16 protein-coding genes and 1 pseudogene are annotated in these 13,611 nt (G+C 41.1%); 12 read left to right on the top strand and 5 right to left on the bottom strand.

The window, feature by feature from the left end:
• Nucleotides 1–210 precede the first annotated feature (210 nt).
• Nucleotides 211–528: an ArsR/SmtB family transcription factor gene (locus A3GQ_RS0116755; protein ID WP_028778053.1), complete on the bottom strand. Its 318-nt coding sequence runs from the start codon at nt 526–528 to the stop codon at nt 211–213.
• 394 nt (nt 529–922) lie between these two features.
• Between A3GQ_RS0116755 and A3GQ_RS27250 the strand changes: the two genes are divergently transcribed.
• A complete protein-coding gene (locus A3GQ_RS27250; RefSeq protein WP_156877780.1) occupies nt 923–1,102 on the top strand; it encodes a hypothetical protein in 180 nt (59 codons plus the stop codon).
• Between the two features lie 31 nt (nt 1,103–1,133).
• On the opposite strand, the gene A3GQ_RS0116745 is transcribed toward A3GQ_RS27250, so the two are convergent.
• From A3GQ_RS0116745 to A3GQ_RS0116730, 4 genes are all read right to left on the bottom strand, one after another.
• A complete protein-coding gene (locus tag A3GQ_RS0116745; RefSeq protein ID WP_028778052.1) occupies nt 1,134–1,580 on the bottom strand; it encodes a DUF2269 family protein in 447 nt (148 codons plus the stop codon).
• Nucleotides 1,581–1,709: 129 nt separating this feature from the next.
• Nucleotides 1,710–2,117, bottom strand: a complete 408-nt coding sequence (locus A3GQ_RS0116740) for a DUF4267 domain-containing protein (RefSeq protein WP_028778051.1) — start codon at nt 2,115–2,117, stop codon at nt 1,710–1,712.
• A 94-nt stretch (nt 2,118–2,211) separates the two neighbouring features.
• Entirely contained in the window at nt 2,212–3,159 is a 948-nt protein-coding gene (locus tag A3GQ_RS0116735; protein ID WP_028778050.1) for an NADP-dependent oxidoreductase, read from the bottom strand.
• A 147-nt stretch (nt 3,160–3,306) separates the two neighbouring features.
• Nucleotides 3,307–3,714: a DUF4267 domain-containing protein gene (locus A3GQ_RS0116730; protein ID WP_028778049.1), complete on the bottom strand. Its 408-nt coding sequence runs from the start codon at nt 3,712–3,714 to the stop codon at nt 3,307–3,309.
• Between the two features lie 121 nt (nt 3,715–3,835).
• Between A3GQ_RS0116730 and A3GQ_RS0116725 the strand changes: the two genes are divergently transcribed.
• The 11 genes and pseudogenes from A3GQ_RS0116725 (at nt 3,836) to A3GQ_RS0116665 (ending at nt 13,366) form a co-directional block, all read left to right on the top strand.
• Nucleotides 3,836–4,168 carry a winged helix-turn-helix transcriptional regulator gene (locus A3GQ_RS0116725; RefSeq protein ID WP_028778048.1) on the top strand — a complete coding sequence of 111 codons (333 nt, stop codon included), beginning with the start codon at nt 3,836–3,838 and terminating at the stop codon, nt 4,166–4,168.
• A gap of 442 nt (nt 4,169–4,610) precedes the next feature.
• Nucleotides 4,611–4,943, top strand: coding sequence for a winged helix-turn-helix transcriptional regulator (locus tag A3GQ_RS0116715; protein ID WP_028778046.1), 333 nt, complete (start codon nt 4,611–4,613; stop codon nt 4,941–4,943).
• Between the two features lie 143 nt (nt 4,944–5,086).
• The gene (locus A3GQ_RS0116710; RefSeq protein ID WP_037465284.1) at nt 5,087–5,950 is read left to right on the top strand and encodes an SAM-dependent methyltransferase; all 864 of its coding nucleotides are present in this window, start codon (nt 5,087–5,089) and stop codon (nt 5,948–5,950) included.
• Between the two features lie 499 nt (nt 5,951–6,449).
• Nucleotides 6,450–7,178, top strand: a complete 729-nt coding sequence (locus tag A3GQ_RS0116700) for an amino acid ABC transporter ATP-binding protein (protein ID WP_028778044.1) — start codon at nt 6,450–6,452, stop codon at nt 7,176–7,178.
• Nucleotides 7,179–7,256: 78 nt separating this feature from the next.
• Nucleotides 7,257–8,096 (top strand): glutamate ABC transporter substrate-binding protein, encoded by an 840-nt coding sequence (locus tag A3GQ_RS0116695; protein ID WP_028778043.1) that lies wholly within the window; start codon nt 7,257–7,259, stop codon nt 8,094–8,096.
• Nucleotides 8,097–8,216: 120 nt separating this feature from the next.
• Nucleotides 8,217–8,873 (top strand): amino acid ABC transporter permease, encoded by a 657-nt coding sequence (locus tag A3GQ_RS0116690; protein ID WP_028778042.1) that lies wholly within the window; start codon nt 8,217–8,219, stop codon nt 8,871–8,873.
• Between the two features lie 12 nt (nt 8,874–8,885).
• A complete protein-coding gene (locus tag A3GQ_RS0116685; protein ID WP_028778041.1) occupies nt 8,886–9,539 on the top strand; it encodes an amino acid ABC transporter permease in 654 nt (217 codons plus the stop codon).
• A 251-nt stretch (nt 9,540–9,790) separates the two neighbouring features.
• Entirely contained in the window at nt 9,791–10,210 is a 420-nt protein-coding gene (locus A3GQ_RS0116680) for a hypothetical protein (RefSeq protein ID WP_028778040.1), read from the top strand.
• Nucleotides 10,211–11,056: 846 nt separating this feature from the next.
• Nucleotides 11,057–11,376, top strand: a pseudogene (locus A3GQ_RS26350) (PadR family transcriptional regulator).
• 1 nt (nt 11,377) lies between these two features.
• Nucleotides 11,378–11,746 (top strand): DUF1048 domain-containing protein, encoded by a 369-nt coding sequence (locus A3GQ_RS0116670; protein ID WP_051271944.1) that lies wholly within the window; start codon nt 11,378–11,380, stop codon nt 11,744–11,746.
• A 399-nt stretch (nt 11,747–12,145) separates the two neighbouring features.
• Nucleotides 12,146–13,366, top strand: a complete 1,221-nt coding sequence (locus A3GQ_RS0116665) for a serine hydrolase domain-containing protein (protein WP_028778038.1) — start codon at nt 12,146–12,148, stop codon at nt 13,364–13,366.
• Nucleotides 13,367–13,611 lie beyond the last annotated feature (245 nt).

Here is a 13,611-nt window from a genome sequence, read left to right as displayed (position 1 = left end):
CCTAAAAAACACCCCACAATGGAAAGAAAAATTAATCTCTAATTCGTAACGGTGTCTTTCACAACACGAAGACGATTGCCAAGTGCAATCAAGAGTAGGTAGATATTAAAAGATTATACATCCATTATGCTGTTTACCAATGTATAAGAACACCTCTAACATAAAAAATAAAAGACCTTTTTCTATTAAGAAGGTCTTTTATTTGACTAATCAATGGGAAATTAATTCTGATTGAACATTCAAAATAGCAGTGAGTAATCCTGGAAACAATTGTTCTAAGTCTTCCGTACGCAAGGAGTAAAAATGTTGTGTACCTTCAATTCTTACTTTTGCTACACCTGCTTCCCGAAGAACTTTTAAATGATGCGTTAAGGTCGACTTAGGCATCATGTCATGATAAATCGCACAATTTTGCTCCGCATTTCCCTTCAGACTCATAACAATTTGCAAACGACGAGGATCACTCAATGCATGGAGGACAGACGTCAATCTGATATCGTTGATAGAAACTACATATGGTTTTCTCATAAATAGAGCATACCACATATAATCAAGCGACTCAAATTATTAACGTACCAAAAAACTAGAAATTTAATATAATGGTCGACTTGCCTTTCGGGCATATGCTATTATTCATTCATACTAAAAAACTAGAACATTGACCATATGGGAATAACCGAGGTCGTAAATTTGTATCGAAAAACACCCAATATAGTAGACCGCTCTTCAGAGAGGAAGAAAATATGCGGCCTCTATATAACGGGTGTTCCAAACGACAATCGCATTTACCACCAATCCTATGGATGAGATCATTCAAGAACTAGCTCAAATTTAAGGCTATACTAGAAACAACATCTACCAATCTATCCGAGTAACATTAAGGAACACCTCCAAATTGAAATGATTCAGGAGGTGTTCCTTAATGAACTTTATCAGGGGTTGGGCAAAAATAGCCAAATCGATATCGGTCTGTTTTCCATTTATTGGTCAAATTACGATTCGTCGTTCGGATGCTGGTTCTGGGCCTAAAAGCGACTTTTCAAGTCGCACTCTCGAATCGGTTCCATACCCCTGTTTCTTGATAATAAAGATGTCTAAATGAAACTCTTTTTTGGGATTACCCTCGGTGGACATTAAAAAGGCTTGAACACCATCAACAGAATAGAGATCACAACGCAGAAATTCGCTATTACCTCTAGTCGCAAGGAACGTCTGCGGCTTCGACGGTATACTTCCGGCAAGGTTTCGCCCTGAGTTTGCTCAAGCAATGCCAGTTGTTGCTTCATGCCGGATGGAAGTAATACGGCAAAGATGACTAAAATAACACAGAAGATGGCCACAGCAAGCAAATACCATAGCTCTCGGAACAGATATGTTTGTTGGTATCCGAACGATAGACCGGTAAGAAGCAGCAGAATGCCCCCGATTTTTGGCAAGATCGCCATCTTCTCTAACAGCCTTAATCCGAATTTGGCCTGCTCCACCGTCCGGACGCAGCTCATGATCACTGGATAGCCAATTACGGCGACGATCGCCGTAACAGCGGAGATAATATGGATGAACAACAAGTAATTATACATGGACAAGCCCTCCCGTCGGTTCTGGTGCAAAAAAGAAGCTACAAGGTATGAACCCTTTGAAGCTTCTTTTTTATTTGATCTAAACTGGTTTTAGATCTGGCGCATAGAAGCGTTTTTACTCAAGTAGAGTTATGAAATATTTGCTTTTTTCTCTTGTTGGTACAACATCCAACTCACGATCAACATGTATACTACTGTTACGATATGAATCCATGCTGGCGTTTTATCTACTGCATTTTGCAATACTATAATCGCATCGAATATAGGCGAACCTGTTGTAGCCAATAAAAATACCAAGGATGCTTTTCTCATCCGAAGAACCATCAAAGCTAGCATAAATACTCCGATGAATAAATCCCGATCTGCTTTAACCCAAACAATAGATTTGTCAGCAACATCTTTCAATGGTAGACCAAAACCTTGTATTGCGGCTTCTGGTTGAAGAAATCCCATTACTCCTATATACAACATCAATAGTGTAACAACACCTACCAGCCAAAACGTTACAGACTTTGGCCCCCAATAGGATGGACTCATTTTGTTGATCTCCTTTTTCTATTTTCTTTGATTGATTTCATAAAGTGTCGCCTATCCTGTTCATTTGCCAAATAATGCCCCCAACACAATGGAATCAAACGGGATTAACACTTAATAGAATTCTTCCGCGACTATGCCTGCTCTCGCTTCGTATGTGGGCCTCCTTTGCCTCGCTCAGCGGGTATATCCTGTCAATTTCCGCTTTGATGGTGCCATCTGCAAGCAGTTGCGCTACCGCCTTATTGTCATCGGGCGTAGGAAACTCGCTGCTAAGTTTAGCTGTAACTCCAAATTTGCTTGCTTTCTCTTCGGAGGGAGGTTGCACCAACGAGACGAGGCGTCCACCCGGTTTCAATACCGAATATGATCGATCTTGCGTACTTCCCCCAACCAAATCTACTACCAGATCAACATCCTTTACGACTTCTTCAAATGGAATCGTCGAATAATCAATCACTTGATCCGCTCCCAATGATTTTACATAATCGAGATTAGCGCTCGAAGCAGTGCCGATCACTTTGGCGCCCTTCCATTTAGCAAGTTGAACAGCGAATTGTCCTACCCCGCCAGCCGCGGCATGAATCAGAACGGTCTGACCGGATTCCAAGTTTCCTGCTGTAAACAAAACTTTCCAAGCTGATTCAGCTCCTGCTCCAATCGTCGCTGCATCTTCAAGCGTTAGATTTTCGGGCACATGGAACATCCCGTTTAAATATGGTTCTGAAACTGGAACGATCCCAAATTCGGAATAAGATCCTTCCATCTTACCGAAAACGAAGTCGCCTACTTTAAATTTCGTTACGTTGTCACCCACGGTTTCAATAATGCCGGAAAAAACTGCTCCCGGAGTATACGGCAGCGGCTGAGGAAATATACCCGCTCCACTGCGGATTTTCCAATCGAGTGGAATCACTGCCGCATATACAACACGGACAAGAACTTCACCAGATTGCGGCTTTGAACGTTCAACATCCTCCAATTTCAGCACACTTGGATTGCCGAATTCATGCACACGGATAGCTTTCATAGACGTTTTTGACAATTAAATCAGATCCTTTCTTTACTTAAAATTTTTAATAGTGTTTTTTCTTGCTCTATACGGGTAATCCATTCCGTTTTTATCCATTCGATTTTCAACGTGCTGGAAGCTTTCCAACTAAAGTCGGAGGTTTTAGTCTCTCAAGTAGAGTTATGAAATATTTGCTTTTTTCTCTTGTTGGTACAACATCCAACTCACGATCAACATGTATACTACTGTTACGATATGAATCCATGCTGGCGTTTTATCTACTGCATTTTGCAATACTATAATCGCATCGAATATAGGCGAACCTGTTGTAGCCAATAAAAATACCAAGGATGCTTTTCTCATCCGAAGCACCATTAAAGCTAGCATAAATACTCCGATGAATAAATCCCGATCTGCTTTAACCCAAACAATCGGTTTGTCAGCAACATCTTTCAATGGTAGACCAAAACCTTGTATTGCGGCTTCTGGATTCAGAAACCCGTTTACTCCTACATACAACATCAATATTGTAACAACACCTACCAGCCAAAACGTTACAGACTTTGGCCCCCAATAGGATGGACTCATTTTATTGATCTCCTTTTTCTATTTTCTTTGATTGACTTCATACTAAACCAATCATAGAATTCTGTTAAGAACGCACTTTTTAGTAATGCACTAACTTAAAAGTAAGGGGTTGATGAACCTAATGATTAATACTTCTGAATGTCCAATAGAAACAGTGATTCATGTGCTAGGTGGCAAATGGAAACCAAGGATCTGCCGGCACCTGATCGAATCAACCAAACGATTTAGTGATTTGGAAAAGCTCATTCCAGCTGTCTCCCAAAAAATGCTCACACAACACTTACGTGATTTGGAAAGAGAAGGTGTGATTGAACGAACCATACACCCTGTTGTTCCCCCGAAAGTGGAATACGCTCTTAGTGATTATGGAAAAACATTCATACCTGTCTTAGAAGTGATGTCTATTTGGGGACAAAATCATATTGAGCGAAAACCGGAAGAACCAGCCTCTTAAAACTAAATGGGTTCATACCCGTCTGAGTTGGATGATGTCGCCCAGACAGATACTCTTTTACTTTGCCTGATGAGGTTGCGAAAAGAAAACTACGCAGTCTGATACAGCACTAGAACAGTGATTTTACTATCAATGTTCCTTTTTTATTGCCAGTAACGCTTATTCCAGTTTCCTGTTCGACTGCTCCCTTGGTATCCCAAAACCTTCGATTGCAGCCTCTGGTTGAATAAAACTTCTTACCCCTATAAAAAGCATCATGAGTGTTATCAAACCTACCAATCAAAACGACAATGACTTCGGTCCCCAATACGTATTATTCATTTGTACATCTCCTTTTTCCCTTTTCTTTTTGATTGACTTTATTGTACATTGATAATAATATTCTGATAAGAACGCACTTTTAAGTAAGGTACGAACTTAAAAGTAAGGGATTGATATAGCAATGATTCATCAACGCCAATGCCCGATTGAAACCATTATTCATGTATTGGGTGGTAAATGGAAACCGCAAATTTTATGGCATCTCATCGATTCAACCAAACGCTTTAGTGACTTGGAGAAACTTATCCCCAATGCCTCTCAAAAAATGCTCACGCAACATCTACGAAACTTGGAACAAGAAGGGATCATCGAAAGAAAGATCTACCCAACTGTTCCACCAAAAGTAGAATATTCGTTAAGTGACTATGGAAAAACACTCTTGCCAGTAGCAGAAGTAATGTGTGCTTGGGGAGAAAATCACAACAAGCAAGAAATAAGAGAACCAGCCTCATAAGGTGGTTCTTTTTATTTTGCGGATCTATTGACCGCATGGTCAAATTCAGATAAAATAAACATATCCAATCATTGACCACTAAGTCAATCACACTCCGTTCCAACAAATCTCTTTGGTGGATTCAGAAAAGAGGAGTGATCGATATGAAAAAGGGAAAACCGAGTAAAACAGCTGAAGGAATAGCTTTAATAAGAGCCATTGAAGCAAGCAAACCTGAAGCACAACGCATTTCCTATGATCCTTTTGCGCGTTCTTTTGTTCATCCTCTTTCCTACTTTATAAGCAAATGGATTGTTTCTACTGGACTATATGAAAAAATAGGAAAAGGAGCTTTTGCTTTTATCACTGCTCGGGAAAGATATATCGATGATTATCTTATCCATTGTCTCAAAGAAGGATTGGAGCAAATCGTTATTTTAGGTGCTGGATACGATACTCGTGCTTATCGGATAAAAGGAATAGAAAAAACAAAAGTATTCGAAGTAGATCATCCAGCTACCCAAATGATGAAACGAAAAAAACTTAGGAAAGTCATTCATCCTCTACCAGATCATGTCACCTTTGTGCCTGTTGATTTTGATACCCAAATTCTGGCTGAACAATTATTTCGCAATGGCTATCAAAAAGAATCAAAGACTCTCTTTATATGGCAAGGAGTAACGGTTTATTTAAAACCTGAAGGTATCGAAAATACATTATCTTTCATGACCAAACATGCTCCACCAGGAAGTGCTGTTATTTTCGATTACTACTACAAAGAAACACTAGAAGATACAAATAGAACAGACGTTAGAAACATGCACCGAACGGCAAAAATTACAGGAGAAAATTATCTTTTTGGAGTGGAAGAAGGGAAGATCGAGTTATTTCTAAAAGATCGAGGATTTGAAAACATTCAAAATGCTTCTTCTTATGAACTAAAACAACGATACCTTACTGGTGCCAATTCGCATCGAACAATTGCTCAAGGTTTAGCGATCGTTTCGGCCAATACGATATCTAAATAAGGGGCCATCATTGCCCCCCTTTTATACATTTTAAGCAAGAAATCAATATCAACTTTTGCGTAATTTATCTGAATAGTGAATAATTTACAGGGAGTATTCTTTTATAGGTCGACACTTATTTCGGGTCAGTCGAATCAAATAGCCTGTGCTTCTTCATAACACTCTTTGTTTGGTAAATCTATCGCTTCGCTTCTTTCCACTTCCATTTACAATCATTCTCCCGCTCATCGTTTTTAAAAATGTTCCTAGTATTTATTTCCTTACCAAGTTCACTTTCCATCCCTCCATTTCACCATTATTTCCGGGATTCTTTTGGATTTTTTCTATACATAAAAACTATAAAATATAAATATATATGTATAATTTTATTATATTCATCGTCTTTTGTATCTCGTTTCACTTGACTGACATTCTCATAAAATGTATATTTTATGTATCCGATAAATAATATTATATTTTTTGTCGGTGTTTTTAAGCTGTTTTTGGAGGTGAAGGCAAAATCATACAATTCTCTGAAGTAAACAAATGGTATGGAGATTTCCAAGTATTAAAAGACATTAATCTGGAAATTAACACTGGCGAAGTAGTGGTCATTCTCGGGCCTAGTGGATCTGGTAAAAGTACTTTGCTCCGTTGTATTAATCATTTGGAAGCGATTTCAGATGGTGAATTATCTGTCAACGGATTCAAAGTGAACGATAAAAAAACCGACCTTAATAAACTACGACAAGAAATTGGGATGGTATTCCAACATTTCAATCTCTATCCTCACAAAACTGTGCTAGATAATATTACACTAGCTCCTACCCGTGTACGTCAAATAGGGAAAAAGGAAGCCGAAAAAACTGCGATGCAGTACTTAACCAAAGTAGGGATTCCCGAAAAGGCAACATCCTATCCTTCACAATTATCTGGCGGGCAACAACAACGTGTAGCTATTGCAAGAGGACTTGCGATGAAGCCCAAAATCATGTTGTTTGACGAACCAACATCAGCATTAGATCCAGAAATGATTGGTGAAGTACTTGATGTCATGCGTGATTTAGCCAAAGAGGGAATGACGATGGTTGTTGTGACGCATGAAATGGGCTTCGCACGAGAAGTAGCAGACCGAGTTATTTTCATGGACGAAGGCAAAATATTGGAAATGACAAAACCAAGTGACTTCTTTGAAAATCCAAAAAACGAACGTACCAAACAATTCTTAAGTCGTATCTTAAAGCACTAGTATCTATATTGTTCATCCATATAGTAAGCGCTTACTCTATTGCATTCATTCTGTTTTTCACATCTAAGGAGGATACACATGCGTTTTAATAAATGGGTTGTAAGTCTTCTCTTAATTATGATGGTGATGGTTATCACTGCTTGTACGTCCAATAGCGAAAATTCAACTGATGGTAGCTCCATCGAAAATATAAAAAAACGCGGCAAATTAGTTGCTGGTGTAAAATTCGATACTTATTTATTTGGATACAAAGACCCAGCAGATCAACAAATTAAAGGGTTCGAAGTAGATTTGATGAAAGCATTTGCCAAGAAACTACTTGGTGATGAAAATAAAGTGGAATTCAAGGAAGTAACTTCCAAAACAAGAATCAAACTTTTGGATGCTGGTGACATTGACTTAATCGCAGCTACTATGACCGTATCAGAAGAACGTAAAAAGCAAGTAGATTTCTCCAACATCTACTTCTTAGCTGGACAATCTCTGCTTGTAAAAAATGATAGCACAATCCAATCAATCAAAGATCTAAAAGGAAGAAAAGTATCTACTTCCAAAGGTTCTACCAGTGCGAAAAACATGAAAAAAATGGCTCCAGAAGCTATCTTGGAAGAATATGAAAACTATGCAGATTCCTTGACTGCCCTCAAATCTGGAAAAGTAGAAGCTGTTACCACAGATGATAGTATCTTGATGGGTATGCAACAACAAAATCCAGACTTAAAACTTGTTGGCGGACAATTCACGAAAGAACCATATGGTATCGCAGTGAAAAAAGGAAACTCCGAATTACAAAAAGAACTCAATGCATTCATTAAAGAAATTTGGGACAACGGACAATATGCAACCCTTTATAAAAAATGGTTTAAAAAAGAGCCAGCAAAAGAGTTACCTACTGATTCCGTCTTGCAAACCAACTAATCTGGATGTCGCATAAAGATGGGTGTTCGAAGCCCATCTTTTTTCATCGACATGAGATAAACGCTAAATCAGCGAATAACAAGCAATTTTCCTTTTACTTTTCGAAAAGAAAGGAGTGGTCTGATGGATTTTAGCTTCTTGGATGTATACAAAGATAGTTTCATTCATGGATTTGTGACCACGATTGAAGTTAGTGTCGTAGCCTTGATATTAAGCTTGATACTAGGCGTTATCATCGCTATTTTCCGTATCTCCAGAGTGAAACCATTGGAGTGGTTTGGGACTGCATATGTCGAATTTTTCCGTAATACTCCTTTAGTCATCCAAATCTTCTTCTTTTACTTTGGTTTACCTAGTTTGGGAATAGATTTATCCAAGTTTATGGTCGCTTCCTTGGGTCTAGCGATCTACACTAGCTCCTTTATAGCAGAAGCAGTACGTGCTGGAATTCAATCTGTTAACAAAGGTCAAATGGAGGCAGCTCGTTCATCTGGACTTAATTATATCCAGACCATGTGGCATGTTATTCTCCCTCAAGCGTTCAAAATCATTGTCCCGCCACTAGGAAATCAATTTATCAATCTAGTGAAGAACTCTTCGATTCTTGCACTGATTGCTGGTGGAGATATTATGTATGCAGCAGATGAAGCAGCAGTTGATTATGATGTTATCCCAATCTATATTTTCGTTGCTGGTCTTTATCTCTTGCTTACCATTCCGCTTAGCTTAGCAGTGAACTTTATAGAGAGACGCTGGGCCAAACAAGGTTCCCGATAGGAGGTGAGTAGTATGGATTTCCAAGCTGTCTTTACCAAACCACATTTACTCTTTTTATTGGATGGTTTGCTCGTTACATTAGAAGTTGCATTTCTTGCTATTGTTTTTAGTTTTGTATTTGGAACGATTCTTGGTATCTTGCGTTATACCAAAATACCTGTACTATCTCATCTCGCTATTCTTTATATCGAAACCATTCGTAATATCCCATTCTTACTTGTCATCTTCTTTGGGTATTTTGGATTAAAACAATTAGATATTGATCTACCCATCACCACATCAGTCATCGTCAGTATGACCATCTTTACTTCTTCCTTGATAGCAGAAATCGTGAGAAGTGGTCTAAACTCTGTTGATCGCGGTCAGACCGAAGCAGCACGTGCACAAGGACTCAGTTATATCCAAACGTTATGGCATGTCATCATGCCACAAGGATTTAAACGAACCATCCCACCGATGGTCAGCCAATTTGTATCGTTGATCAAAGATACTTCCCTTGCTGTGGCGATCAGTCTTCCTGAACTGACTCACAATGCACAGATCATCTACAACAAAAACTTCAATGCTACCATTCCTTTGCTTTTGACGATTGCTGTTATGTACTTCATTGTGAACTATTCTCTATCGATCGTAAGTAGAAAACTAGAGAAGAAACTCTCTTATTGATTCATATACAAAAAGCCTCCAAACATGGCGAGATGTTTGGAGGCTTTTTCTAGGTTCTCAAGGCATAAAAAAATCCCCATTAAGTCCTTTCGTATCATTTTCTATCCGAGTACTGTGACCAATAAATAAAAAATGGCCATAGATTCGCTATATGGCCATTTTTTATTGCTTTCCATATCTAGCAATCCATGATAAATTATAGGTAATGAGACACATACGTGTCTCTCCACACCGGACCTGAGGAGAAAGTCATGACCGTCGTCACCATCGAGGAAATCGAGAAGCTGAACTCGGCGATGCAGCGGGGCAACGACAATGACAACGTCGATGTCCGAGCGGCAGAACTGGTCGCACAACTCCTGGTCGAGCTGGCCCCGAAGGCTGGACTCTGGACCAACGACTTCCGTGTCCTGTACAGCAGCCTGCTGACGCGCTGCGAGCAGGTCGATCTCGGTGTCAGCGACGCCGCCTGCGTCACGGCCGGGGACATCGACTGGTTCTCCGGTCTCATGGACGACCTGATGTTCGTGGCCAACTACGACCACGGCGAGGCGTTCCTCACCCAGATGGCGTACGCCACCAAGGCGAACCATGGGGCCGTCAACGTCACGGTCTTCCGAGTCATCACCCGATCCCTGCCGGGCCTGTGGGTATGGATCGATCGTGACTGACGGCTGATGCCCTCAGGGCCGGATGTTGGGCGGTATGAATTATCGCCGCCCAACAACTGCAATTAAGGGAACATCATATAAACGACTATTTGTAGTGGCAAAGGGAACCCAGGTACACTTAACTAGGCAATAGTCAAAACTAAGGGCTGACTCGTAAGCCCTTTTTAGAATTTAAAACCATCACTTGAACACCACTTTGACTTGAAAAATAGGATAAAAACCAAGTTACCTTGGAGTCTTTTTGTTTAAACCTCATCTCTTTTACAGATATATTTCTGATTATTTCAACAATATTAGATCCACTCCGCAGAGTAGTCTGGAAAAAATCTTCGAGTATCTTTCCCCCATGACTTATTTCAAACCACAGTTTGTGATATGCTTCCCAACCATAGTCATCTTCTAAATAGTAATATTAATTAATCCTCATTTATTAAATTCTTGGTATGCTTTATTACCAATACAAAACATTGATTGCTTAACTGAACCTCTTCTTCTCCTAAAACTCCATTTGCAAACTTTCTGCCGATTTTTTTGTGTATTTGCATCTTGGACAAGGAAAGCGAAGTCTTAATCTCTTTTCTGTCGACTTAACGCCAATGTTTGGTTGAATGCAAAATGAATATAAGTGTTCCCTGCCTCATAAGCTAGCTACCTATCATTGATGTTCCGGTTTCTGTCTATTACACAACATTGTCCACAAATGGCGTAATTCCTATATTTCTTCAAGAATTGTCTTCTACTCAACCCATTTCAAGAAAAGAAATAAATTAGACTATTGACACTCCCATCTACTTAGTATTATTATGTAGGAGTACTAAGTCATACGGAGTAGAAAGGGTGCTAGTTTTGGAAAATTTGACTGAGATGCTAAAGGGGGTTCTGGAGGGTTGTGTCCTTGAATCATCAGCCGCAAAGAAACGTATGGCTATGAGATCGTTAGAAGACTCAATTCCCTTGGCTTTGAAGATGTTGTTGAAGGAACGGTATACACGATTTTACTAAGGCTAGAAAAGAAGAAATTAGTCGACATCCAGAAGAAGCCTTCGGAAATCGGACCGCCCAGAAAGTTCTACACACTAAACACTGACGGTCGAAATCAACTCCAAACCTTTTGGCGTAAATGGGATTTTATTGCATCAAAAATAAGTGAATTAAAGGAGAATTAGAATGGAATATAATATTTTTTCGATTTTAAAAAGATGGAAACAAGAAAAAGCGGAATATAAAGCGTACAAAAAACGGATTGATGCTCTACCAAAGGATTATCAGATCGTAATGAATGAGATTGAGAATTTCTTATGGAATTCCGCATCCAACCATGACTCTGCCATGATCATGTTTAAAATGCTGCAAGATGTGCTGGAATTTTTTGAATCCAACGCACAAGAGGGAATGGATGTGCTGGATGTAGTGGGTCAGGATGTCGGTGGTTTTTGCGATGACCTATTACATGAGCTTCAAGGGCAAACCTGGATCGGAAAAAGAAAAGAACAATTGAGCGAAAACATTCGTAAAAAGCTCGGTAAAGGAAAATAACAATGGCACACCAAAGCATACACAGCCCTTCGAGAAAAAATAAATCAGACTATTGACACTACTCAACTACCTAGTATTACTAAATAGATGTACTGAGGATGTGGGATGAAATAAGAAGCAAAATCTTAACAAAACATAGACTTCTGATAATGGATAGCGTTCAAAGGAAATTAATAAAAAGCATCACTAATATGTATAAAAATATTATTTATATAAATAAAATTATATCTATCTATTGAAATATTCATCCTTTATACTAAATAAGGATGAATATATGTCCATTGCGTGACGATCATCCACACTTCATTAGGACTGCTAAAGAGAGGGGAACCAAATGAAAAAGATTACAACAGAATATTATAGTTTGTCAGAAAATAGGAAAGAAAGGAGAGATTCATAATGGGACAAAACAACAACGGCTTCTCCGAAACAGGGCTGCGCAAAATGCGCAATGTGCTGGCACGGCATGTCGATTCCGGGAAGATTCCTGGGTTTGTCGCCCTAGTCAGCCGGAACGGTGAGACGCACGTCGAAGCGATCGGTACGATGCGCCATAATGGCGGCTCTCTGATGCGTCGGGACACGATCTTCCGAATGGCGTCCACTTCCAAGCCGGTCGCGATCGCGCCGGTGATGATCCTGCTCGACGAGTGCAGGCTGCGGCTGGACGACTTGGTAGAGACGTGGCTGCCTGAACTCGCCAACCGGCAGGTGCTGAAACGGATCGATGGTCCGCTGGACGACACCGTGCCAGCGCGGCGGCCGATCACCGTACGGGACCTGTTGACCTCCACGTTCGGACTCGGCATCGATCAGACGGCGCTGGGATCTCCGATCCAAAACGCGATCTTCGAGCAGGGGATCTTCCCAGGCCTGGTGGAGGTGCCTGGAACAGACGAGTGGATGCGCCGCCTGGGCCAACTCCCGCTGATGTACCAGCCCGGAGAGCGGTGGCAGTACCACATCAGCCATGACTTGCTCACTGTGCTAGTTGCCAGGGTCACGGGTCAGCCGTTCGAGACGTTCCTGCGCGAACGCATCCTCGATCCGCTGGGAATGAAGGATACCGGCCTTCACGTACCCGCCGACAAAATCGACCGGCTGCCGCCCAGCTACGCTCCTGATCCGCAGACTGGAGAGTTCATCGTGTGGGACAAGGCCGCAGGCGGACAGTACAGCCAACCTGTGGCGTTCCGGGGAGCCGATCTGGTCTCAACCGTCGACGACTATCACGTGTACTTCCGAATGCTGCTGAACCAAGGGATGCACGGGACCAAAAGGATCCTTTCCCGGTCTGCCGTCCAGCTGATGACCACCAACTGCCTCACGCTCGAACAAACAGCCGCTCGAGTCGCACTGGCCAAAAACAACGTCCATATATCGCACGGTCAAGGACAGCACGGCGGCTGGGGTTTCGGGATGGCGGTGCGCACCTACCTCGGTGACTACGCGTCCATCGGCCAGTTCGGCTGGGACGGTGGAACTGGCACATCGGCGTACGCGGACCCGGACAAACAGCTCACCGGAGTCCTACTCACTCAGGTCGGGATGTCCACCCCGGATTCAGCGCGGCTTATCCACGACTTCTGGACCACTGTCTACCAGGCAATCGAAGACTAGTACCGGGCCTGTGCCTAGTACGCCCACACAACCGGTTAGCTAGTTGTGCGGGCACCCCGCTGTCCTTTAATCTCCTGCCTAATTCTTTACATGTAATATTTTCTCTAGCAAATTCTCCAAATGAATTATTCATTGACTGTCAATAAACATAAGGAAAAACAAAAACTCCCACTAGTTTTAGCTAGTGGGAGTTTTATTGGAGAATGGCAAAGACGCCACACATTATCTATATTACTTATTATCCG

This window comes from Shimazuella kribbensis DSM 45090, from assembly GCF_000428065.1.
GTDB lineage: Bacteria > Bacillota > Bacilli > Thermoactinomycetales > Thermoactinomycetaceae > Shimazuella > Shimazuella kribbensis.
This window is presented reverse-complemented; position numbering and strand designations above follow the sequence as displayed.

Excerpts from the sequence above, each read along its gene's own strand:
- A3GQ_RS0116755 (WP_028778053.1), bottom strand. The coding sequence starts at position 528 with ATGAGAAAACCATATGTAGTTTCTATCAACGATATCAGATTGACGTCT.
- A3GQ_RS27250 (WP_156877780.1), top strand. The coding sequence starts at position 923 with ATGAACTTTATCAGGGGTTGGGCAAAAATAGCCAAATCGATATCGGTC.
- A3GQ_RS0116745 (WP_028778052.1), bottom strand. The coding sequence starts at position 1,580 with ATGTATAATTACTTGTTGTTCATCCATATTATCTCCGCTGTTACGGCG.
- A3GQ_RS0116740 (WP_028778051.1), bottom strand. The coding sequence starts at position 2,117 with ATGAGTCCATCCTATTGGGGGCCAAAGTCTGTAACGTTTTGGCTGGTA.
- A3GQ_RS0116730 (WP_028778049.1), bottom strand. The coding sequence starts at position 3,714 with ATGAGTCCATCCTATTGGGGGCCAAAGTCTGTAACGTTTTGGCTGGTA.
- A3GQ_RS0116725 (WP_028778048.1), top strand. The coding sequence starts at position 3,836 with ATGATTAATACTTCTGAATGTCCAATAGAAACAGTGATTCATGTGCTA.
- A3GQ_RS0116715 (WP_028778046.1), top strand. The coding sequence starts at position 4,611 with ATGATTCATCAACGCCAATGCCCGATTGAAACCATTATTCATGTATTG.
- A3GQ_RS0116710 (WP_037465284.1), top strand. The coding sequence starts at position 5,087 with ATGAAAAAGGGAAAACCGAGTAAAACAGCTGAAGGAATAGCTTTAATA.
- A3GQ_RS0116695 (WP_028778043.1), top strand. The coding sequence starts at position 7,257 with ATGCGTTTTAATAAATGGGTTGTAAGTCTTCTCTTAATTATGATGGTG.
- A3GQ_RS0116685 (WP_028778041.1), top strand. The coding sequence starts at position 8,886 with ATGGATTTCCAAGCTGTCTTTACCAAACCACATTTACTCTTTTTATTG.
- A3GQ_RS0116680 (WP_028778040.1), top strand. The coding sequence starts at position 9,791 with ATGACCGTCGTCACCATCGAGGAAATCGAGAAGCTGAACTCGGCGATG.
- A3GQ_RS0116670 (WP_051271944.1), top strand. The coding sequence starts at position 11,378 with ATGGAATATAATATTTTTTCGATTTTAAAAAGATGGAAACAAGAAAAA.
- A3GQ_RS0116665 (WP_028778038.1), top strand. The coding sequence starts at position 12,146 with ATGGGACAAAACAACAACGGCTTCTCCGAAACAGGGCTGCGCAAAATG.